The following is a 22,638-nucleotide window of genomic DNA, read 5'->3' on the forward strand; positions in this document are numbered from 1 at the left end:
ATCATCTCCTTGGGCGTCAGGGGGAGATGCGCGGGTGCACGAATCGCGGTCCGGTTGATAGCCCGGACGCTGTCACCACGTGGCAGCCTGTATCCGCCCTCTCCAGGGATGTCCGGTGTGCCGGAATCCGGCCTCGTCAGGCCGGTGGTCGGCATGACCTGGAGAGATTCGCGACCACCTCAGTGAGGTCGATGGCCTGCTTCGATGCTCCGTTCTGGGGTGGAGTCCTTGGGATCATCGAGGCAGGTGAGATCCACGCGACGCGGTACGCATTCGGTGGCGAGCCCACCGACGCCGAGCTGTGTCAGTTTCCGCTGCGTCGCGGAACGACCCTGCTGGAACGCGCGCATGCCAATCCCGCCGTCCCCAGGTCTACCGCGCGTGCGGGTTCCTAGCTGAAGGGGTCCGGGTGGTGCCAGGGGAAGATGACGGGTTCGCTGGGGATGTCGTCGTCGAGCAGGCGCTCCAGCAGCCCGGTCAGGCCGAGCGGGATGATCCGCTCATCGGTGCTCCGGAGTTCGGGCAGAGACCACCAGTGGAAACGGTCGATCAGCGACCGTTCGAGATCCTCCATGCCGGAGACGTCGACCTTCAGCTCCCCGCCGCGGAGAAAGAAGAAGGAGTCGACGGAGAGGAACCACTGGCCGTCGGCCCGACGCCAGTGGCCCGAACTGGTGGCGACGACGTGTCCGAGCTCCTCGGGCGGAATCGAGTGGCCGGTCTCCTCGCGGAGCTCACGAGCCGCGGCGTGTTTCAGGAGCTCGCCGTCGTTGACGCCGCCCCCCGGAGTGAACCAGGCGTGGTCGGAGTTCTTCATCAACCCCAGCCCGCGGTAGAGCAGGAGCCGGTCCTGATCGTCGACCAGCAGAATCCGCGCGGACGGCCGGGTGATCACTTCGGGCATGCCAATGATCATAGAAGTCGTCGTGGTGGGCCGATACGTGACGGCGAGGCCGTCCGCGGACCTCATCCTGCGAGCGGTCTCACCCTGACCCCTGTGAGTGGCCTCGCCCTGAACCCTGTGAGTGGCCTCACCCTGAGAACCGTGGGAGCAGGGTGGCGAGAAGGTGGAACAAGAGCATGCCGACGGGGATGACGCGCCACGGCCAGGACAGGTGCGTGGCGGTGACCAGGGCGGCGAGGGGGTAAGCGATTGTCCGTCGAAAGGCTGCTCGCCTTCACCGAGATCATCTACGGATGATGTCATATGCCTTTTTGTTGGCCTATGGGGAGTGCGTGGCTGGCGAATCACCGCTGATTTCCCCACGGCGGGTATGAGTTTCGATCCGGTGCCTGCTCCGCGACGGAAAACGGGTCCCGGCCCTTTTCCGCCCGCCCTTCCGGTCTCTTTCCCGCCCGCCCGTCGGGCCGTTCTCTCGCCTGCCCGCCTGCCCGCCTGCCCGCCTGCCCGCCGGATCGCACGGCCGGACGCCGTCGCGACTACCGGTCATCCGAGGACGGGCGGCCGGCACCATCACCACCTGCTCCGCATGATCCATGATCTCCTCCTGTCGTGCTCGGAGTATCCCGGCGGAAGATCGCCAAGATTCCGATGAGAGACCGCTTCCGGCCATATACACGGTGAAAAGGCGACGGATGGGGTTACGGAAAGACGGAGGCGTTTTGACCCAAGTCTCCTTGTCCCCGCTCGCCGACGGGCGTGGAGTTGTCGGCAGAAGGCGAGGAACGGGAGGGTCTCATGAGCTTCATACAGGTCATCGAGTTCGAGAGCACCCGTGAAGAGGACATCCGCCGACTGATGGACGAGTGGCGCGATACCACCGCGGACGAGCGCACGGCCACGCGTACCACTCTCACCCGTGACCGCGCACGTCCCGAGCACTATGTGGCGATCGTCCGCTTCCCCTCCTACGAGGAGGCCATGCGAAACAGCAAGCTGCCGCAGACCGACAAGCTGGCCCGGCGCATGCGGGAGATCTGCGACGGCCCGCTCCGGTTCATGGACCTCGACGTGGTCCGGGACGAGGACCTTTGACGGTCCGGGCACCGGGACCTCTCTTCGTCACCGGCATGTGGGCGGAGCGGGAGTGCGGATGCGGGTGACGAGGGCACGGCGTCGGCAGGGGCGGGGAACGCGCGGTGCACTGACGGTTCTGACCCCGGTGGTGCTGGTCACAGGGCTCATGGCCGTCGCCTCCTGCGGGGTGACGGGCTCTTGTGCGGTGACGGGCTCCTGTGGGGCTGCCGGCTCCGGCGCGGTGGGTCCCGGGGACGGCACGTCAGGTGCGGGTCGGTCGTCGTCCGTGCCGATCCACTCGCCATCCGTCCGGGTCTGGTCGTCGTCCGTACCAGGCCAGTCGTCGTCCGTCCCGGTCTGGTCGTCGTTCGTCCCGGTCCGGCCGTCACCCGTCCCGACCCCGTCGTCACCCGGTCCGGTCCCGCTCGCCCCGGCTCCGCCCGCGCAGGCGCCGCCCTCGCTCACCCGGGCAGCCGTCGACAACGCCGTGGCCAGGCTCGACGGTCTCGTACGGGCCACCATGGCGAGGACGGGCATCCCCGGCATGGCGGTCGCCGTCGTCCACGGGGACCGGAACGTCTACCTCAAGGGCTTCGGCGTCCGGCGCGTGGGCACGCCCGGCACGGTCGGCCCGGACACGGTCTTCCAGCTCGCCTCCCTCTCCAAACCACTGGCCTCCACCGTGGTCGCCGGAGTCGTCGGAGGGAAGGCCGGGCGGAAGGCGGTCTCGTGGGACGACCCGGTGGCCGGGCACGACCCGGGATTCGCGCTCAAGAATCCCTGGGTGACCCGGCACGTCACCATCGCCGACCTGTTCTCCCACCGTAGCGGCCTGCCCGACCACGCCGGGGACCTGCTGGAGGACCTTGGTTACGGCCGCCGGTACATCCTCGACCATCTTCGTGCGGAACCCCTGGCACCCTTCCGCGCTCACTACGCGTACACCAATTTCGGCTTCACCGAGGCGGCGGTGGCGGTGGCGAAGGCGAGGGGGACGACCTGGGCGGCCCTGTCGTCGGAGACGCTGTACCGGCCGCTGGGCATGACGTCGACCAGTTCGCGCTTCGCCGACTACGCCGAGGCCGCAGAACGGGCGTTCACCCATGTCAGAGTGGGCGGCCGATGGGAGCCCAGGTACGTGCGCGACCCGCAGGCGCAGTCACCGGCGGGCGGGGCGAGCTCCACGGCCCGGGACATGACCCGGTGGATGCGCCTGCAGATGGACGAGGGCAGGTTCGGCGGCAGGCAGGTCGTCGACGCCGCGGCGCTGCAACGGACCCACGTACCGCACATCGTCTCCAGCCCGCCCCGGGCGCCGGGCGGCGTGCCGGGCTTCTACGGACTCGGCTGGAACGTCGACTACGACGACCGGGGCCGGCTCCGGCTCAATCACTCGGGTGCCTTCGACCTCGGGGCCGCGACCACCGTGACGCTCCTGCCGACCGAGGACCTGGGCGTCGTCGTCCTCACCAACGCCGCTCCGGTAGGCGCCGCCGAGGCGGTGGCCGCGTCCTTCTTCGACGTCGCGGAGCACGGTGAGGTCACCGTCGACTGGCTCGGCCTGTTCGGCGGGATCTTCGCCGAGGAGGAGAAGGCGGACAGGTCGAAGACCGACTACACCAGGCCACCGGCGGACGCGGCTCCGCCCAGGTCCGGCACCGCGTACACCGGCACGTACGCCAACGACTACTACGGGCCGCTCACGGTCGACGTCGCGAACGGCACCCTGGTGATGCGGCTCGGTCCGCGAGGCGACCGGTTCCCGCTGCGGCACTACGACGGTGACACCTTCGGTTACCGGACCTCGGGTGAGAACGCCGTCGGCCTGTCCGGCGTGACGTTCACCGTCGGCGCCGGGGGCACCGCCACCCGGGTCAGACTGGAAGCCCTCGACCGGACCGGCCTGGGGGTCTTCACCCGCCGCTGACGCTCTCGACCGGACCGGCGCCGGGTCCCCGAGAGCCCGGAGAGCCCGGAGAGGAGGACAGGGGACGCGGAGGACGTGGGAAACCCGCCGGACCACGGCGATCTCCCTGGGGAGGGGCTTGTCAGGGCCGAGGGGAGGGGCTTGTCAGGGCCGAGGGGAGGTCTTGCTCCAGCCTTTGCTCCAGCCTCGGCCTGTTCCGCCGCCGGCCGCGGCCCGGCATCTGGGACACACCCGCCGCACTTCCTCGGCCGCCCCGCCCGACTCCGGGAACGTGTCCGGCCACGACACGTGGTGGAACCGGCGCAACCGGGACCGGCTCAGTGCCAGGCCGCAGAGCGTCTGGTTCGTTCCCGGCCACCAGGCGTGCACCTCACCCGCCGGCATCCGGACCCCGTCCTCGTCCAGTCGTTCACTCGAAGCCGCGACCGAGGGCTCACCGCGTCCCGCCATCGCCGCTCTCCTCTCCGCACCGCGCCTCCCCCGTACGAGGCACACCGTCACCGGCCTCCCTGCCCATACGGTGCGTCTCCATGTCGAACGGCCCGCGTAGAACGACCTGCGTAGAACGGTTCATATAGAACGGCCCATGTCGAACGGTCCGCGCAGAAAAGTCCGCACTGTGCGTCTGCGCGCCGGCCGCCACCCGCCCGTGCACGCATGCCTCCCCGCCTGCCCCCGCCTCCCTGCGTACCCGCGTACCTGCCTCCCTGCGTACCCGCGTACCCGCGTACCCGCGTACCCGCGTACGGGCCGACGTTTCCTCCGGCGACTGGGGGTTTTCCACCGGGAACACGGAGGGATCTCGCAATGGTCCCGGTCCGGACGGCGTGACTAGCTTCGATGGGTGCTTGTGAACACCTTCGCCGCGCTCTGTCTCGCCCTGCTCCCTCAGCCCGGTGGCGTCCCCTCCGGCGGCCCCACCCCCGCGGCCGTCGACGCGTTCGTCACGGAGTACCGCGAGGCGACGGGGCTGCCCGGGGCCGCGGTGGCGATCACCAGGGGGACGGAGGTCGTCCACGTCGCGGGGTACGGTGAGACCGCCTCGGGCGACCCCGTGACGGCGGACACCCGGATGGCCGTCGCGTCGGTCAGCAAGTCGTTCACCTCCCTCGCCGTCATGCAACTGGTGGCCGAAGGCAGGATCGAGCTCGACGGGCCGGTACGCGGCCACCTGCCCGAGTTCCGGATGGCGGACCCCCGGGCGGCGGAGATCACGGTGCGTCAGCTGCTGAACCAGACGTCGGGCATGGCCGACTCGGCCTTCCCGGAGAAGAGCCTGCCCCAACCGGACTCCCTCGAAGGCGCCGTGAAGCGCCTGGAGAACGCGAGGCTGGCCGCGGCCCCGGGAACCGTGTTCAGCTACCACAACACGAACTACCAGGTCGCCGCACGACTCGTCGAGGTGGTGAGCGGCGAATCGTTCGCGGACTACCTCGACGCGCATGTCTTCGCACCCCTCGGCATGCGTGACAGCGGCACGATCGACACCGAGCGGGACCTGCCCGCCAGCGCTCGCGGCCATCTCCGCATCCTCGGCGGAGCGGTCGCCGTGCCCGAGCCTCCCGGATTCGGCAACGGCTCCGGCGGAGTGATCAGCAGCGCGAACGACATGGCACGCTGGTTGATCGCACAGAACGACGCCGCACGAGGTGACAGCGCACGAGGTGACAGCGCACGAGGTGACACCACGCAGAACGATGCCACGCGAAATGACACCACGCAGAACGATGCCACGCGAAATGACGCCGCCCGAGATGACACCGCGCGGAACCATCCCACGCGAAGCGACGTCACGCGGGACGGCGACGGTGTCATCCCCGCCGGGAGCGTCACGGAGATGCGCACCCCCTCCGCGCAGAACAGGCGGTACGCCCTCGGGTGGGTGCTCGGCGAGACCGAACGCGGGACCCCCGTCGTACGGCACGGCGGCGACCTGTTCACCTCCACCGCCGAACAGCTGCTGATGCCCGGGTCCGGTTACGGCGTCGCGGTCATGGCGAACACCGGCATGGCCTTCGCCGACAGCGGCGCTCTCATGGACGGTCTGGTCGCGATGATCGAGGGAGAGCGGCCGGAGGTCCCCTCCTCGCCCCACCTCCTCATCGACGTCGCGTTCGCGCTGGCGACCCTGACGACCGCCGGACTCACGGCGCGCGGGGTGGCCCGCTCCGGCCGGTGGGCCGCCCGCAGAAGGGGCCGGCGCCGGTGGTCGCTGCTCCGCCTGCTGCCGTATCTGCTGCCGCTCGCACTATGCGTGGAGATCGCACCGATCTTCCGGTTTCTGGCCCGGGGACGCGACATCATGTGGATCCAGGTGGTCTATCTGTACCCGACCTTCATGATCTGGCTGGTGACGGCCGCAGCCGCGGGCACGGTGCTGGTGGTCGCCCGGCTCACTCGCCGAGGTAGCGGAGGATCGCCAGCACCCGACGGCTGTACCCCGGGACGTGAGTGAGGCCCAGCTTGTCGAAGACGGCGTTGACGTGCTTCTCCACCGTGCTCTGCGACACGTGCAGCCGCTCGGCGATCGCGGTGTTGACCATGCCCTGGGCCAGGTGCTCCAGGACGTCCCGCTCCCGGGCGGTCAGCGTGCTCAGCGGGGCGTGGGCGAGCAGCCGCCTGACCACCTCGGGGTCGAACACCGTGCCCCCGGCGCCGACCCTCTCCAGGGAGCCGAGGAACTCGGTCACCTCCGACACCCGGTCCTTGAGCAGGTAACCGAGGCCCTCGGAGGGTCCGGCGAGCAACCTGGCGGCGGAGGTCCGCTCGACGTACTGCGACAGGACGAGCACGCCGACGCCCGGCCACCGGTCGCGGATCTTCAGCGCCGCCCGCAGCCCCTCGTCGGTGTGCGACGGCGGCATGCGCACGTCCACGATCACCACGTCCGGCGGCCCTCCGGCCACGGCGTCCAGGAGCGCGCCGGCGTCGCCGACCGCCGCCGTCACCTCGTGACCGGCGTCCCGGAGCAGCCGGGCCAGTCCTTCGCGGAGCAGGACGGAATCGTCGGCGAGTATCAGGCGCACGGCAGCCTCGCGGTCACCGTCGTCGGGCCACCGGGCGGGCTGTCCACCGCGAACGTCCCGTCGAGTGCCCGCACCCGCCGGGCGAGGCCGGACAGCCCGCCGCCGTTCCCGTCGGCGCCGCCCCGGCCGTCGTCGGAGACCGTCACCACCGCCTCGTCCCCCTCCCGGCGCAGCCCGACCGTGATCGCGCTGGCCCCGGCGTGCTTGTTGGCGTTGGTGATGGCCTCCCTGACCATGAAGTAGGCGGCGGTCTCGATCTCCGGCGCGAGGCGCGCGGGCAGCGCGTGGCGGAAGGTCACCGGTACGGCGGAGCGGTCCGCCACCTCCTCCAGCGCGGCCCCCAGCCCGGACGCGTCGAGCTCGGTGGGGTAGATCCGCCACGCCACGTCGCGCAACTCGTCGAGGAGCAGCCGGGACTCCGCGTACGCCTCGTCGATCAGGGCGGGATCCGCCGTCCGCCGGGCCCGTCCCAGCAGCATCGCCAGCGCCACGCCCCGCTGCTGCACCCCGTCGTGCAGGTCACGCTCGATCCGACGGCGTTCGTCGTCGACGGCCCGCACGATGCCGGAGCGGGAGGCGGTCAGCTCGGCGATCCGGCGCTCCGCGGCCCGGTCCGGGTGCGGCCCGGCGAACCGGTCGGCGAGCCGGCAGTCCATGGTGACCAGCGCGGCGCCCCACGCGACGGACAGCGCCAGCGCGGCCAGCCCGAGGGCGAGGCCGTACGCCCAGCTGCTGCCCGTCAGCCGCACCCCGGGGAACTCCAGCGGGATCAGGCCGGGGTCGCCGGAGAGGAGTTTCCCGGCCCCACCGTGCAGCAGGAGGACGGCCACGAACAGCCCGGCGGCGGCGAGGTAACCGCCCAGCAGCCCGAGCGCGCCGCGCAGGGCGAGGTAGGCGTTCCCGCCGCGGTCACCGGCGCAGTGGTGGTCGTACCAGGTGGCCAGCCGGGTGCGCTCCAGCTCGACCAGCGCGGCCGTCACCCTGCGTGCGCGGCCGCCGCCGACCGACCGGGCGACCGGCCAGGCGACGCAGCTCCACCCCAGCCCGGCCAGGCCCGTCGGCATCCCCGCGAGCAGTCCGACGGCACGCCGGAAGGGCACGGTGACCGCTGGGTGCATGACCTGGAGTCTAGGCGGCGTGGGGGCCGGGCGACAGGAACCGGCACATGGCGGGCGTCTCGCCGGTCCCCGGCCACCCGGCCGGGCACGGCGGAAACTCGGATGCGCGTACCGGTGGTCTCTGAGTACCCTGCCTTCGATCAGGGGAGGCGTGAAGTGGGACATGTCGAGATCGGTCATTTGACGTACGTCCTACCGGACGGCCGGCCGTTGCTGGACGACGTGTCCTTCAGGGTCGGCGAGGGCGTCAAGGCGGCGCTCGTCGGCCCCAACGGGGCGGGCAAGACGACCCTGATGCGGCTGATCGCGGGTGACCTGCAACCGATCGAGGGCAACGTCGTCAGCTCCGGCGGCCTGGGGGTCATGCGGCAGTTCATCGGCAACATCCGCGACGGGCGGTCCGTGCACGACCTGCTGGTCAGCGTCGCCCCCGAGCGGGTGCGCACGGCGGCGGCGAAGCTGGAGGCCGCCGAGCTGGCGATGATGGAGTCCGACGACGAGAAGGTCCAGATGCGCTACGCGCAGGCCATCACGGACTACACCGACGCCGGCGGCTACGACATCGAGGTGCTCTGGGACACGTGCACCATGGCCGCGCTCGGCATCCCGTACGACGGCTGCAAGTATCGCGAGGTCAACACCCTGTCGGGTGGCGAGCAGAAACGGCTGGTGCTGGAGGCGCTGCTGCGCGGGCCGGACCAGACCCTGCTGCTGGACGAGCCGGACAACTACCTGGATGTGCCGGGCAAGCTCTGGCTGGAGCAGGCGCTGCGCGAGACGCCCAAGACGGTGCTGCTGGTCAGCCACGACCGGCAGCTCCTGGCCAACTCGGCCGACCGGATCATCACCGTGGAGGCCGGCAACGTCTGGGTCCACGGTGGCGGCTTCCGCACCTACGCTCAGGCGCGCAAGGAGCGCAACGAGCGGCTGGAGGAGCTGAAGCGGCGCTGGGACGAGGAGCACGTCAAGCTCAAGCGCCTGGTCAACATGCTGAAGAACAAGGCCAAGTACAACGACGGCATGGCCGCCGCCTACCACGCGGCGCAGACCCGCCTGCGCAAGTTCGAGGAGGCGGGCCCGCCGGAGGCCGCCCCCAGGGACCAGTTCATCAACATGCGGCTCAAGGGCGGCCGGACCGCCAAACGGGCGGTGATCTGCGAGGGGCTGGAGCTCACCGGCCTGATGAAGCCGTTCGACCTGGAGATCTGGTACGGCGAGCGGGTCGCGGTGCTGGGGTCCAACGGCTCCGGCAAGTCACATTTCCTGCGCCTGCTCGCCGGCGGGGAGGTCCGCCACACCGGCGTGGCCAGGCTCGGTGCCCGGGTGGTGCCGGGGCACTTCGCCCAGACCCACTCCCACCCGGAGCTCCTCGGCCGCACGCCCTGCGAGATCGTCATGACCGAGCACGCCCGGCTGAAGAACGAGGCGATGAAGATCCTGGCCCGCTACGAGCTGGCCGGGACGATCGCCGAACAGCGTTTCGAGACGCTTTCGGGCGGCCAGCAGGCACGCCTGCAGATCCTGCTGCTGGAGCTGTCGGGCACCACGCTGCTACTGCTGGACGAGCCGACCGACAACCTCGACCTGGCCAGTGCCGAGGCGCTCCAGGAGGGCCTGAACGCCTTCGACGGCACCGTGGTGGCCGTCACCCACGACCGCTGGTTCGCCGACGACTTCGACCGCTATCTCGTCTTCGGCTCCGACGGCAGGGTCTACGAGTCGCCGGAACCGGTCTGGGACGAGACCCGGGTGGTCCGCCAGAGGTGAGGCGTCCGGTCCGCGCAGGCTGGTCAGGCGCCGGGTCCGCGCAGGTCTATGAGGCGCCGGGTCCGCGCCGGGCAAAGAATGGGTCCGCCCCGGGTCCGCCGTTGGCGTGTCGGGGGTGACGGCGGCACCGTCCCGGGTTATCACCACTAGGTGACGTACAGCACCCGAACCGTGACGCACGGCACCCTGCTCGTCGGCGCCATGGCCCTTCTGCTCGCCGCCGGATGCTCCGGTGCCGAGCAGCGGCGGCAGCAGGTCGCCGAGCTCCGGCCCCTCACGGTCAAGGAGCAGACCTCGTCGGTCCTCAAGGGCGACGACGGGTACGTGGTCAACTGGGCGGGGGTGCTCGTCAACGCGAACCCCTGGCACTTCGGTGAGCACGTGGTGGCCACCGTGGTGGCCAAGGACGCCCGGGGCAACGAGGTCATCCGGGTGGAGCAGCCACTGGACGCCGTACCCCCTGCGGGGACGCTCCCGTTCACCGGGCAGGTCGCCGTCGAGGACGAACCCTCTGCCGTGAGCATCCAGTATCGTCCGGCCCGCTGGCACCAGGCCGGTCGGATCGTCTCCGCCTTCAGGCCCTTCCCGGTCTCCGGCGTGCTGACCGACCGCAAGGACGACGGCTCCTACCTCGTCACCGGCTACGTGGGCTCGCCGTACGCGCTGCCGGTCCGCAGCCTGGCCGTCACCGCGTTGCTCCGCGACAAGGAGGGCAGGCTGCTCGGCGGCGGCAGCACGTTCGTCGACGACGTCGAGGCGGGGGAGAAGCGCCGGTTCATCCTGCAGGTCAAGAGCGTCGAGGACACCAGGAAGATCGCCACGGCCGAGGTGACCGCGCGTACCTGGGGTTCCAGCAGCCGCCCGTACGAGCAACTCGCGTTCGGAGGCCTCGCGCCGATGAACACCGCCAAACCGACCACGCCGCCGTTCGCCAGGGACCGCGGGGCGCCGCTGCCGCTCACCGGTGAGAACCGGCAGTGACGCCCGAGCGGATCCTCTCCCGGGCTCCTCACGGGCTCCGCGTCACGTCCGCGTGCCCGGCGACCACCACCGGTACCGGTCCGGTGGCCTCGCGGGGCCCTGCGGCGGCCCTGTGAGGACCTGCGGGGGATGCGAACAGGAGGCGGGGAGGCGCTTTCCCGCCTCGCCGTTGACCTGGTGCGGACAATCGCCGTCACGATGTGGAAACGGCTGGAACGTTCTGTGATGTAGCCATTACCTTCAGTTACATGAATGATGGTGTCCTGGTCGAAGCCTTGCGTGCTCGCGATCCGAGGGCCCTGGCCGCCCTCTACGACTGCTACGCCGAGAGCGTCTACCGATACTGCTGCGCGATGCTCGGTGCCCCCGACTGCGCGCAGGTGGCGCTGCGTGACACCTTCATCGCCGCCGAAGCCCACATTCACGCGCTCGCCGACTCTCGGCGGCTGGAGGCGTGGCTGTACGCACTCGCTCGGAGGGAGTGCGTACGCCGCGGCCCCGCCGCGGACGCCGACCCGAGGTCGTCCGCTTCCGAGGCGCCGCCCGTCTGCGACCCGTGGCAGTCCGCGCCGGTCGCGGCCCCGGACGGTGACGCCGACCTGCGGGTGGTGGCCTGGCACGCGGTCCGGAGCATGTCGCCCGGCGACCGCGAGATCCTGGAGCTGAGCTGTCGGCACGGGCTGGGCCCCGCCGACCTCGCCGCGGTGCTCGGCGTCGGCGTCAAGACCGCCGGCGCGCTGTACGAATCGGCGCGTGAGCGGCTGCGCGACGTGGTGACCGCGGAGGTCCTCGTCCGGAGGGGGCCGCACGACTGCGCGGGACGGGCCCGGCTGGCGGCCGGCTTCTCCGGCGAGTTCACCCGTGAGACACGCGAGCGGGTCGTCCGTCACGTGGGCCGCTGCGACATCTGTGCTCCGCACCGGGTCAGGCAGATCTCGGCGGCGAAGGTCTTCGACCTGCTGCCCCTGACCGACGTGCCGCCGACGTTGCGGGTGCGGGTGATGAGCTGCTTCACCGACCCCGAGCTCGTCCCCTACCGGCGTCATGTCGCCGGAAGGGTCGGTCTCCTGGACGGCGCGGGGTTTCCCGTGCCGGGGGTTCGCCGGAGTCGTGGCAGGTCTCGTGCGATGGCCGGTGCGGCGGTTGCGGTCGCTGCGTCCGCCGCCCTCGTGTTGATCTTCGTGCAGGTCGCGGCGGAGCCGGGTGACCGGCGGGCCGGTGCCGCCGTGGAGCGCCTCCCTGCGCAGGTGGAGCCGCCGGGTGCCTGGCTGCCGCAGGAGCCCGAGCCCGGCCCCGCCGACAAGCCCATGACACGGGGGCCCATCGACGAGCCGCCCGCTGGGCCGGTGGGCTCCCTCGGCTCCACGGAGCAGGTCAGCGCCACCGAGCCCGGTGAGCCCGGCTTCCGGATCGGTCCGATCCCCCCGGGGCCGGCCGACCGCCCGGGTGGCGGCCCGTCCCGCCCGCCCGCCGACGACAGGCTGGGCGGTTCGGACGGCGGCTCGCGCGGCGGGGCCACGGACGAACCGGGAGAGGGCCCCTCCCCCCGGCCGGAAGATCCGGCGGCACCCCCCGCCCGGCCGTCCCCCGCCGACCCGCCCTCCCGTCCGGTGCCACCGGGCCCCCCACGGGTCGGCAGGCCGGACCGGCCCCATCCTCCGCACCACGACCGTCGCTGGCGGCGTCCGTCCGACCGCCCCTGCCGGACGGCTCCCCGGCCGCTCCTGCCTCGTCCACCGCACACGCACTCCAGGCCCTCCGAGGACGACCGGGGCGGCACTCCGTGGCCCCGGTACACCGGTCCGGGGCCGCGGTACGGATACCGCCCGCCTTCCTGGAGTGGGCAGAACGGCGTCCGGAGGCCGCCGTACACGGCTTCGGGGCCGCGTGAGGGCTGGAGGACGCGTGAGCACTACCGGTCCTCCCGGGGCGGCCGGGAAGGCGTCCCGGGGGGGCCGTCCGTGAGTCCGGGAGCGTCATCCGCGGTTCCAAGGGCGTCATATGCGAGTCCGGGAGGGCCGTCCGCGAGTCCGGGAGCGTCGTACGGAGAGCCGGAGCCGCTCCAGTCCGATTCCGGCCTCACGGAAGGACCGTCCGTCCCCTGACCCCTGAGGACCGCTCCACGCGTCCGGGTTCCCGGATCCCCGGGTGTCCTCTGCTCCCTTCTGACCGCCCCCAGGTGCCTTCTGCTGCCTCTGGCCGTCCCGGGTGCCCTCCGCTGCCCCCGACTGCCTTCTGACGCCGACGGGGCTGCCCCGGGCCGGTCTTCGTAGACGGCTGTTCTTTCGCCTTGGCATTCCCTCCACCGGACTTGTGGCTGCGGATAGTCATGTTTCCTGTGGTTCGTGTGTGCGGGGAGTGACGGGAGGGAATTCCGGGGGAAGCCGCGACCGCGCAGCGGGACGCTGCCATGCGCGGTGACGCGCAGCGCTATGCGGCAGTACGGGGTCACTCGGAGGGAAATGCATGCATTCGCTTGTCAGGGGACGCCGGGGCGTCGCCGCGGTGATGGCGGGCCTGGCCTGTTGTCTCGTCGCCGGCGCGGGGGCACCCGCCGGCGCCGTACCGGGGGCTCCAGGCCCGTCCGCCGACGAGGTCGCCGAGGCCAGGTCCGAGGCGCGTGAGCGTGACAGACGGCTCGGCGAGGTCACGGTCATGGCCGCCGAGGCGCAGGCCAGGCTGTCGGAACTGGCCGCCGAGGCCGAGAAGCTCGTCGAGGCGTACAACGGGGAGGTGGTCAGGACCGCCCGTGCCAAGGAGGCGTACGAGCAGGCGAACCTGAGGGCCGAGACGGCGCGGGCCGAGGTCGACCTGGCCCGCCAGTCGGTGGTCGCGCTCGCCACGCAGAGCTACGGCAGCCTAGACATGACCCAGCCGATGATGGCCATCGCGGCCGACGGCGGCGGTGCCCAGGGCTACCTCCACCGGGCCAGCGTCCTGGCGCACATGGGCGGCGGGCAGGCCGAGACGCTCAACCGGCTGCGCGACTCCCAGGAGGTGCTCACCATCCTGAGCGGCCAGGCCGAGGACGCCTACGCCGAGCAGCGGGAGGCGCAGGAGCGCGCGGCCGAGGCCAAAAGGGCCGCCGAGGAGGCCGTGGCCGCGCAGGTCGCCGAGACCCGGCGGGTCCAGGAGGAGCAGGCGCGGCTGGAGAAGCTGGCCGACGCGGCCCGCGACACCGCCGAGCGGCTCGCCAGGCAGCGGGAGGAGGCGCTGGAGAAGGCCAGGGCCGCCGAGGAGAGCACCCGGTACCGCGGGTTGCAGGCGGTCGCGCTGCGGCGCGACACGGCGCGGATGCGCGTGGCGCAGGGGGCGTCCGTCTCACGCTGGGCGCTCAACGCGACGGCGCGCGCGTCTCGGGGCGACATCGCGGCGGACTGGGCGCTCACCCAGCTCGACAAGCCGTACGTGTGGGCGGCGGCCGGGCCCGGCGCCTACGACTGCTCCGGTCTGACCATGCGGGCCTGGGAGCAGGTCGGGGTCGGCCTGGACCACTGGACCGGCACCCAGTGGACCGCGGGCCCGCACGTGCGGCTGAGCGAGCTGCGCCGGGGCGACCTGCTGTTCTTCGGCGAGATCACCGGCAATCCCGGTGACATCCATCACGTGGGGATCTACATCGGCGAGGGGCTGATGGTGCACGCCCCGCAGACGGGGGACGTGGTCCGGGTCGCACCGATCTGGCGCAGAGACCTCGTCGGCGCGACCCGCCCCGCCTGATGCCCGGCACCGGCCGCCCGGCCGGGACCCGGCTTCCCGGGTTCCGGCCGGACTTCCGCACCGGGCCGGCGGGCCGGGGCTCAGTGCTTGCCGTGCCCCTGCTCCTCGGCGCGCTTGACGGACCGCGCGATCTCCTCCTCGGCCTCGACCCGGCCGACCCAGTTGGCGCCCTCGACGGACTTGCCGGGCTCAAGGTCCTTGTAGACCTCGAAGAAGTGCTGGATCTCCAGGCGGTCGAACTCCGGCACGTGGTGGATGTCGCGGATGTGCTCCATCCGGGGGTCGGTGGCCGGGACGCACAGGACCTTGTCGTCGCCGCCCTTCTCGTCCGTCATGCGGAACATGCCGACCGCGCGGCACTTGATCAGGCAGCCGGGGAAGGTCGGCTCCTGCAGCAGCACCAGGGCGTCGAGGGGGTCGCCGTCCTCGCCGAGGGTGTCTTCGATGAAGCCGTAGTCGGCGGGGTACTGCGTGGAGGTGAAGAGCATCCGGTCGAGCCGGATGCGGCCCGTCTCGTGGTCCACCTCGTACTTGTTCCGTTGCCCCTTGGGAATCTCAACGAGAACGTCGAACTCCACCGCGGTTCCTCCGCTCAGGCCCCCGGGCACCCCCGGTTGGGCGTTAATGTCTCGTAGGCGTTGATGCCTTCTGGATACCGATGATGAGAGGTCGGCGACGTCATGCGGCACGAGCGGTGGGTGGCCTTGGTCACTCTCGTCTTGCTGCAGATGTTCGTCGTCGCGGCCGGCGCCCACCTGCTCACCAGCAACCTGCTGGACGAGAAGAAGAAGCCTGAGCCGGTCGCGTCGGCCGGACCGCCCCCCGTCCCGGTCGTCACCGCGGGTCCGGTGCTGGCCGCGGGGGGGAACGGACCTCTCCCTGCCAAGGGTACTTTGGCCGGGCGGTTGACCGCGGCGCTGGGTGACCCGGCGCTGGGCGACAGCGTCGGGGGCGTGGTTCTCGACGCCGAGACGGGTGCCACGTTGTTCGACGGCGGCGCCGCGACGGCCATCACGCCCGCCTCCACCACCAAGGTCGTGACCTCGGTCGCCGCGCTGGCCTCGCTGGGCCCCGACGCCAGGCTGAGCACCCGCGTGGTGCGTGGCGCGTCGCCCGGCTCGATCATCCTGGTCGGGGGCGGCGATCCCACCCTGGCGGGCCCCGGGGCCCGGACGGACCAGGTCTACCCCAGGCCCGCCTCGCTGACCGTCCTGGCCTCCCGCACGGCCAAGGCGCTGAAGGCGGCGGGGCTCACCAAGGTGACCGCGGCCTACGACGACACCCTCTACACCGGTCCGCGCACCGCCTCCACGTGGAAGCCGGGTTACGTGCCCGAGGGCAGCGTGGCACCCGTCACGGCGCTGATGATCAACTCGGGCAAGGTCTCCCCGGGCGGCCACAGCCGGGTCTCCGACCCCTCCCGCACGGCGTACGTGGCGTTCGTGTCACTGCTGCGGAAGTACGGGATCTCGGTCTCCGGGTCCGCCGCGCGGGCCAAGGCCCCGGCCGGTGCTCAGGAGATCGCCCGGGTCGACTCCGCGCCGGTCTACGCCCTGGTCGAGCGGGCTCTGACGCTCAGCGACAACGACCTGTCGGAGGCCCTGGCCAGGCAGGTGGCGCTCAAGGAGGGCGAGCCCGCGTCCTTCGACGGCGGTGCGGCGGCCGTCGGCAAGGTCCTCTCCCGGCTCGGTGCCGCCTCCGGGATCACGGTCCACGACGGCAGCGGGCTGTCGCCGAAGAACCGCATCACCCCCCAGGCCCTGGCCCATCTGGTCGCGGTGGCGGCCTCCCCGGCCAACCCGCGGCTGCATCCGGCGATCAGCGGCATGCCCGTCGCCGGTTTCACCGGCACCCTGGGGCACCGCTTCGGCAGAAGCCACTCCGCCTACGGACTGGTCCGCGCCAAGACGGGCACGCTGGACGGGGTCAGCGCGCTGGCCGGAACGACCACCACCAGGGGCGGCCGGCTGGTGACCTTCGCCTTCATGGCGGACGACGTCCCGTCCGGCCCGCAGGCCGAGGCGGCGCTCGACCGGCTCGCCGCGCTGGTGGCCGCCGGCTGATCATCCGGTTGGGGTGCGCGACCCGGGGGGAGAGCACGTACGGTGGACGGTATGCAGGTGATCGACTGGGATCTTGCCGTAGCGACCGGAACGCGCCTGGTGCGCCCCGGGCCGCAAGTGAGCCGAGAGGAGGCACGGCAGGCCGTCGCCGATCTGCGGCGGCTCTCGCGCGAGGCCGAGGGGCACGTCCGCGAGTTCACCCGGATCGACACCGAGACCGCGCCGCAGCCGGCGACGATCGTCGACAGGCCGGGCTGGATCAGGGCCAACGTCGACGGTTTCCGGGTGGTGCTGGAGCCGCTGACCGAGCGGATGGCCGCCCGGCGCGACCAGACGCCGGCGATCGTGAGCGCCGTCGGCTCGCGTGTCACCGGGGTCGAGGTCGGCGCGGTGCTGGCCTTCCTCGCCTCTCGCGTCCTCGGGCAGTACGAGCTGTTCCTGCCGCCCGACCCGACGGGTCAGGCGCCCGCGGGCCGCCTCACGCTGGTCGCGCCCAACATCGTCAACGCGGAGCAGGAGCTCAACGTCCACCCCCGTGACTTCCGCCTGTGGGTCTGCCTGCACGAGGAGACCCACCGCGTGCAGTTCACCGGGGTGCCCTGGCTGCGCGAGTACATCCGCTCGCAGATGACCGAGTTCCTGCTCGCCTCCGACATCGACCTGCCCGCACTGCTCAACCGTCTCCGCTCGGCCGCCGACACGGTCGCCGAGGTGGTCAGGGGCGGTGAGGGCAACCTCATCGACGCGATCCAGACGCCTGAGCAGAAGGAGATCCTCGACCGGCTCACCGCGGTGATGACCCTGGTCGAGGGCCACGGCGACTACGTGATGGACGCCGTCGGCCCGTCGGTGGTCCCCTCGGTGGCCGACATCCGCGCCAAGTTCCACCACCGCCGCGAGGGCGGCTCCCGTCTCGACCGCACGATCCGCAGGCTGCTCGGCCTCGACCTGAAGATGCGCCAGTACGCCGAGGGGTCGGCCTTCGTCCGCACGGTCGTCGAACGGTCGGGCATCGACGGTTTCAACAGGGTTTGGGCCTCGCCGCAGAACCTCCCCACGCAGGAGGAGATCAGCCGGCCCGAACGCTGGATCGCCAGGATCGACGGCGCTCCGGCCCTCCCGGGAGCGAACGGCGCCACCGGCTGACGGTGACGCCGCCGACTGCCGGGGCGGCGCCACCGGCCGGCGGGAGCTTCGCCGGTTGACCGGAGTGGCGCCACAGCCCGAAGGGTGACGCCGCCGGCGAAGTGGTGGCGTCACCGGCCGGTCGCGGTTCCGGCGCTCCGGCCGAGGCCGGAGAATGGCGGGCATGGGCCCGCATCCCGCCGTCGCCGACGTCCGCCGCGCGGTGCGGCACGCGCTGGGCGACCTGCGGCCGGGTGATCTCGTGCTGGTCGCGTGCAGTGGCGGCGCCGACTCCCTGGCCCTGGCCGCCGCGCTGGGTTTCCACGCGTCCCGGGCGGGGTTGCGCGCCGGCCTGCTGACCGTCGACCACGGTCTCCAGGAGGGCTCCGCCGGCCGGGCCGCCGAGGTCGTGCGGTTGGCGCCCGCGCTGGCGCTCGGCCTCGCCGAGGCGCTGACCGTCTCCGTCGGCGCCGGCGGCGGGCCCGAGGACGCGGCCCGGCGGGCCAGGTACGCGGCGCTGTCGCGGGCGGCGGAACGGCTCGGGGCGGCGGCGGTGCTCCTCGGGCACACCAGGGACGACCAGGCGGAGACCGTGCTGCTCCGGCTGGCCAGGGGGAGCGGCACCAGGTCGCTGGCCGGGATGCCCGCCCGGAACGGGGTCTACCGGCGGCCGTTGCTGGGGCTCGGCCGGGCGACGACCGTGGCGGCCTGCGCGGCGCTCGGGCTGACGCCGTGGGACGATCCGCACAACCTCGACCCCCGCTACACCCGGGTCCGGGTCCGGGAGCGTCTGCTGCCGGCCCTGGAGCGTGAGCTCGGCCCCGGTGTCGCCGAGGCTCTGGCCAGGACCGCCGACCTGTGCCGGGACGACGCCGACGCGCTCGACTCCTGGGCCGGCGCGGCCTACGCCCGCGCGGTCCTGACCGGGGTGGACGCGCCGGATTGCGCTCTTAGCGATATCGATCCCGACGCCGTGGTGGTGCGCGTGGCCGTGGAGGGGCTCGTGGATCTACCCGCCGCCGTGCGGCGGCGGGTGCTGCGCAGGGCCGCGGTCGAGGCGGGGGCTCCACCGGGCACCCTGTCGGCGGCGCACGTCCTCCAGGTCGACCGCCTGGTCACCGAGTGGCGGGGGCAGCGGCGGATCGAGGTGACCGGGGGGGTCGGCGTGGTCCGGCGATATGGCACCCTGATATTCGCCAGACAGCCAGCAAGCCCCGTCTCGTAAGGAAATCCCAGGTGGACGCAGCCGACATGGGCAAGGATCTCGCGAAGGTCCTCATCCCCGAGGAAGAGCTCCAGGCCAAGATCAAGGAGCTCGCGAGCCGGATAGACGAAGACTACGCGGGCAAGGAACTGCTGATCGTGGGCGTGCTGAAGGGTGCGGTCATGGTCATGGCGGACCTGGCGAGGGCACTGCACGTGCCGGTCCAGATGGACTGGATGGCCGTGTCGTCCTACGGCGCCGGCACCAGGTCGTCCGGTGTCGTCCGGGTGCTGAAGGATCTCGACACCGACATCGCCGGCCGCCACGTGCTGGTCGTCGAGGACATCATCGACTCCGGCCTGACCCTGTCGTGGCTGGTGCACAACCTGAAGTCGCGCAACCCGGCCTCGGTGGAGATCTGCACCGCGCTGCGCAAGCCCGACGCGATCAAAGTCCCGATCGATGTGAAGTACGTCGGTTTTGACATTCCCAACGAGTTTGTGATCGGTTACGGGCTCGACTACGCCGAGCAGTACCGCAATCTTCCCTTCATCGGAACTCTCGCGCCGCACGTGTACGGAGCAGGCTGAAAAGTACGCCCTGGGCGAAGCGGGCCATTCCCGGAGGCGACATTGTCGGCAGTGGCGGGGAACACGGACCTACTTGACGTACGTTGGTAGGGCAGAGCCGGTGCTGTCGGAGCAGTTACCCTGCGCGCCACGCCGGTGTACCTTCGGACGACCGAAGAGGTGGCCCCCCGCCGTCTCTGGGTAGTCAGTTGGAGCGGTTAGGGATACCGCGAGCCCCGGGGCGACCCGGGGTTGCAGGCCATGGTCAGGAAGGGACGGGCCCGCCGGGGTTCCGCATCGGATGGATCTCAAGCGATTTACACGTGGGCCACTGCTGTGGATCCTGGGCATCGTCGTGCTTCTCCTGCTCGTCACGACGATGTGGGGCAGCGAGGGCAACTTCGAGAAGACCGACACCTCAAAGATCATCACTTGGATCGATGAGGGCAAGGTCTCCAACGCCAAGATCATCGACAAGGATCAGCGCATCGAGGTCACCCTGACCGACAAGAAGCGCTACTACTCCTCATGGGTGTCGGGGCAGGGCGTCCAGCTCACCGACCGCCTGGAGACCGCAGCCAAGGGTGGCAAGCTCGCGCAGGGCTACACCGTCGACGTGCCGAAGGAGAACTTCCTCCTCAGCCTCCTGGTGAGCTTCCTGCCGATCGTCATCATCGTGCTGATCTTCCTGTTCATCATGAACCAGATGCAGGGCGGCGGCTCGCGGGTGATGAACTTCGGCAAGTCGAAGGCCAAGCTCATCACCAAGGACACCCCCAAGACCACCTTCGCCGACGTCGCGGGTGCCGATGAGGCCATCGAGGAGCTCCAGGAGATCAAGGAGTTCCTCCAGGCCCCGGCCAAGTTCCAGGCGATCGGCGCCAAGATCCCCAAGGGCGTCCTGCTGTACGGCCCGCCCGGAACCGGTAAGACCCTGCTCGCCAGGGCCGTCGCCGGTGAGGCCGGGGTGCCGTTCTACTCGATCTCCGGTTCCGACTTCGTCGAGATGTTCGTGGGTGTCGGCGCCTCGCGTGTCCGCGACCTGTTCGAGCAGGCGAAGGCGAACGCCCCGGCGATCATCTTCATCGACGAGATAGACGCGGTGGGCCGCCACCGCGGCGCCGGGCTCGGCGGCGGTCACGACGAGCGCGAGCAGACGCTGAACCAGCTGCTGGTCGAGATGGACGGCTTCGACGTCAAGGGCGGCGTGATCCTGATCGCCGCGACCAACCGGCCCGACATCCTCGACCCGGCGTTGCTCCGTCCCGGCCGCTTCGACCGCCAGGTCACCGTCGACCGCCCCGACCTGGAGGGTCGCAAGGGCATCCTCCGGGTGCACGGTCGCGGCAAGCCGTTCGACGAGAGCGTCGACCTCGACGTCATCGCCCGCCGCACCCCCGGCTTCACCGGTGCCGACCTGGCCAACGTCATCAACGAGGCGGCGCTGCTCACCGCCCGCGCCGACCAGAAGCTGATCACGATGGAGACCCTGGAGGAGTCCATCGACCGGGTGATGGCCGGTCCCGAGCGCAAGACCCGGGTCATGTCGGACCAGGAGAAGAAGATCATCGCGTACCACGAGGGCGGTCACGCCCTGGTCGCGCACGCGCTGCCCAACTCCGACCCGGTCCACAAGATCACGATCCTGTCCCGCGGCCGCGCTCTCGGCTACACGATGACGCTGCCGATGGAGGACAAGTTCCTCGCGACCCGCTCGGAGATGACGGACCAGCTCGCGATGCTGCTCGGCGGCCGCACGGCGGAGGAGCTCGTCTTCCACGAGCCCACCACCGGCGCCTCCAACGACATCGAGAAGGCCACCTCCATCGCCCGCCGCATGGTCACCGAGTACGGCATGAGCGAGCAGCTCGGCGCCCGCAAGTTCGGCACCGGCAACGGTGAGGTCTTCCTCGGCCGTGAGATGGGCCACGAGCGCGACTACTCCGAGAAGATCGCCTCCACGATCGACGAGGAGGTCCGCCGCCTCATCGAGAGCGCGCACGACCAGGCGTGGGAGATCCTCGTGGAGTACCGCGACGTGCTCGACAACCTGGTGCTGGAGCTCATGGAGAAGGAGACCCTCTCCCGTGACCAGGTGCTCCAGATCTTCGCTCCGGTGGTCGTCCGGGAGAAGCGTCCCTCCTACTCGGGTTACGGCAAGCGGCTGCCCTCCAACCGGCCGCCGATCCTGACGCCGAAGGAGCAGTCCGGAAACGGCTCGATCCCCTCGGGCGCCGGCAACGGCGCGCTGCCGAGAGGCGCGGCCCACCCCGACTCCGCTCCCAAAGACGGCAACTGACGGTGAGTGCCAAGCCGCTCCAGGTCGACACGGCCCGGCTGGAGAAAGCGGTCCGCGAGATCCTCATCGCCATCGGTGAGGATCCGGACCGCGACGGTCTCCAGGAGACCCCGGCCCGTGTCGCCCGTGCCTACGCCGAGCAGTTCGCGGGTCTCGGGCAGACCCCGGAGGACGTCCTGACCACGGTCTTCGACGTCGACCACGACGAGATGGTGCTCGTCCGCGACATCGAGGTCTACTCGACGTGCGAGCACCACCTCGTCCCGTTCCACGGGGTCGCCCACGTCGGTTACATCCCGAACGAGAAAGGGCAGGTCACCGGCCTGTCCAAGCTCGCCCGCCTCGTCGACGTGTTCGCCCGGCGTCCCCAGGTGCAGGAACGGATGACCTCGCAGATCGCCGACGCGCTCATGCGCGTGCTGGAGCCGCGCGGGGTCATCGTCGTGGTCGAGTGCGAGCACCTCTGCATGACCATGCGGGGGGTTCGCAAACCCGGCGCGAAGACCATCACCTCGGCGGTGCGCGGAGACTTCCGCAGCAGCGACAAGACCAGGGCCGAAGCCATGGCCCTGATCATTCGCTGACCTCCGGGGTGCGTGTCCCGAACCGGATGGTTTTGCTGCGGCATGTATCGACGCGCAGTAGTGTGTTCGGTACGCCGGGTGAATGGTCACTCCGGAGGTTCCGAGAGGTCGCGACCGGCACGGCGTGATCGTCACCGCCGGGCGGGCGGAGGCGGATGGAGGAGAAGACATGGCAGCCAGCGCCTCCCAGCGCCGTGCCGACCGGCGCCCGCCCGCCCCGTGACGGGCGTTCCGCCCCGCCCCGCCGGAAGGATGGGCGTTCCGATTCGTTATCCCG

18 protein-coding genes are annotated in these 22,638 nt (G+C 71.2%); 14 read left to right on the forward strand and 4 right to left on the reverse strand.

The annotated features are described in order from the left end of the window. The first annotated feature begins 191 nt into the window (after window positions 1-191). Window positions 192-395, forward strand: coding sequence for a DUF2992 family protein (locus F4562_RS36675; protein ID WP_184543194.1), 204 nt, complete (start codon window positions 192-194; stop codon window positions 393-395). Here the strand turns inward: F4562_RS36675 and F4562_RS18060 are convergent. Continuing rightward, a complete protein-coding gene (locus F4562_RS18060; RefSeq protein WP_221207268.1) occupies window positions 392-904 on the reverse strand; it encodes an NUDIX domain-containing protein in 513 nt (170 codons plus the stop codon). The two genes, F4562_RS36675 and F4562_RS18060, sit on opposite strands and share 4 nt — an antisense overlap. A 795-nt stretch (window positions 905-1,699) precedes the next feature. Here F4562_RS18060 and F4562_RS18065 point away from each other — a divergent pair. The 3 genes from F4562_RS18065 to F4562_RS18075 all read left to right on the forward strand — a co-directional run bounded on the left by F4562_RS18065 (window position 1,700) and on the right by F4562_RS18075 (window position 6,360). Then, on the forward strand, window positions 1,700-1,996 hold the full coding sequence (locus tag F4562_RS18065; RefSeq protein ID WP_184543192.1) for a hypothetical protein: 297 nt from the start codon (window positions 1,700-1,702) through the stop codon (window positions 1,994-1,996). Between the two features lie 268 nt (window positions 1,997-2,264). Then, the gene (locus F4562_RS18070; protein WP_311734063.1) at window positions 2,265-3,905 is read left to right on the forward strand and encodes a serine hydrolase; all 1,641 of its coding nucleotides are present in this window, start codon (window positions 2,265-2,267) and stop codon (window positions 3,903-3,905) included. A gap of 844 nt (window positions 3,906-4,749) precedes the next feature. Next, window positions 4,750-6,360 (forward strand): serine hydrolase domain-containing protein, encoded by a 1,611-nt coding sequence (locus F4562_RS18075; protein ID WP_184543191.1) that lies wholly within the window; start codon window positions 4,750-4,752, stop codon window positions 6,358-6,360. Here F4562_RS18075 and F4562_RS18080 read toward each other — a convergent pair. Both F4562_RS18080 and F4562_RS18085 read right to left on the reverse strand, forming a co-directional pair. Next, the gene (locus tag F4562_RS18080) at window positions 6,299-6,931 is read right to left on the reverse strand and encodes a response regulator transcription factor (RefSeq protein ID WP_184543189.1); all 633 of its coding nucleotides are present in this window, start codon (window positions 6,929-6,931) and stop codon (window positions 6,299-6,301) included. The genes F4562_RS18075 and F4562_RS18080 overlap by 62 nt on opposite strands. Then, window positions 6,922-8,049 carry a sensor histidine kinase gene (locus F4562_RS18085; protein ID WP_184543187.1) on the reverse strand — a complete coding sequence of 376 codons (1,128 nt, stop codon included), beginning with the start codon at window positions 8,047-8,049 and terminating at the stop codon, window positions 6,922-6,924. Before F4562_RS18085 ends, F4562_RS18080 begins: the two co-directional genes overlap by 10 nt. Before the next feature lie 156 nt (window positions 8,050-8,205). Between F4562_RS18085 and F4562_RS18090 the strand changes: the two genes are divergently transcribed. From F4562_RS18090 to F4562_RS18105, 4 genes are all read left to right on the forward strand, one after another. Continuing rightward, window positions 8,206-9,816, forward strand: coding sequence for an ABC-F family ATP-binding cassette domain-containing protein (locus tag F4562_RS18090; RefSeq protein WP_184543185.1), 1,611 nt, complete (start codon window positions 8,206-8,208; stop codon window positions 9,814-9,816). Window positions 9,817-9,966: 150 nt separating this feature from the next. Beyond that, entirely contained in the window at window positions 9,967-10,797 is an 831-nt protein-coding gene (locus F4562_RS18095; protein WP_311734062.1) for a hypothetical protein, read from the forward strand. A gap of 248 nt (window positions 10,798-11,045) precedes the next feature. After that, window positions 11,046-12,902, forward strand: coding sequence for a sigma-70 family RNA polymerase sigma factor (locus F4562_RS18100; protein WP_184543183.1), 1,857 nt, complete (start codon window positions 11,046-11,048; stop codon window positions 12,900-12,902). A gap of 361 nt (window positions 12,903-13,263) precedes the next feature. Beyond that, window positions 13,264-14,517, forward strand: a complete 1,254-nt coding sequence (locus tag F4562_RS18105; protein WP_184543181.1) for a C40 family peptidase — start codon at window positions 13,264-13,266, stop codon at window positions 14,515-14,517. A gap of 80 nt (window positions 14,518-14,597) precedes the next feature. Here F4562_RS18105 and F4562_RS18110 read toward each other — a convergent pair whose 3' ends face one another. Beyond that, window positions 14,598-15,095: an inorganic diphosphatase gene (locus F4562_RS18110; protein WP_184543179.1), complete on the reverse strand. Its 498-nt coding sequence runs from the start codon at window positions 15,093-15,095 to the stop codon at window positions 14,598-14,600. A 120-nt stretch (window positions 15,096-15,215) separates the two neighbouring features. Between F4562_RS18110 and dacB the strand changes: the two genes are divergently transcribed. The 6 genes from dacB to folE all read left to right on the forward strand — a co-directional run bounded on the left by dacB (window position 15,216) and on the right by folE (window position 22,361). Then, entirely contained in the window at window positions 15,216-16,580 is a 1,365-nt protein-coding gene (gene dacB / locus F4562_RS18115) for a D-alanyl-D-alanine carboxypeptidase/D-alanyl-D-alanine endopeptidase (RefSeq protein ID WP_311734087.1), read from the forward strand. 51 nt (window positions 16,581-16,631) lie between these two features. After that, window positions 16,632-17,726, forward strand: coding sequence for an Rv3626c family coenzyme F420 biosynthesis-associated protein (locus tag F4562_RS18120; protein WP_184543175.1), 1,095 nt, complete (start codon window positions 16,632-16,634; stop codon window positions 17,724-17,726). A 154-nt stretch (window positions 17,727-17,880) separates the two neighbouring features. After that, complete coding sequence (gene tilS / locus F4562_RS18125; protein WP_446459027.1) at window positions 17,881-18,930, forward strand: tRNA lysidine(34) synthetase TilS; 1,050 nt, start codon at window positions 17,881-17,883, stop codon at window positions 18,928-18,930. Window positions 18,931-18,941: 11 nt separating this feature from the next. Beyond that, window positions 18,942-19,499: a hypoxanthine phosphoribosyltransferase gene (hpt, locus tag F4562_RS18130; protein ID WP_311734061.1), complete on the forward strand. Its 558-nt coding sequence runs from the start codon at window positions 18,942-18,944 to the stop codon at window positions 19,497-19,499. A gap of 280 nt (window positions 19,500-19,779) precedes the next feature. Further along, window positions 19,780-21,777: an ATP-dependent zinc metalloprotease FtsH gene (ftsH, locus tag F4562_RS18135; RefSeq protein WP_184543171.1), complete on the forward strand. Its 1,998-nt coding sequence runs from the start codon at window positions 19,780-19,782 to the stop codon at window positions 21,775-21,777. Between the two features lie 2 nt (window positions 21,778-21,779). After that, complete coding sequence (gene folE, locus F4562_RS18140; protein ID WP_184543169.1) at window positions 21,780-22,361, forward strand: GTP cyclohydrolase I FolE; 582 nt, start codon at window positions 21,780-21,782, stop codon at window positions 22,359-22,361. The last annotated feature ends 277 nt before the right edge of the window (window positions 22,362-22,638 follow it).

Origin of the sequence: Streptosporangium becharense, assembly GCF_014204985.1 — a bacterium.
GTDB lineage: Bacteria > Actinomycetota > Actinomycetes > Streptosporangiales > Streptosporangiaceae > Streptosporangium > Streptosporangium becharense.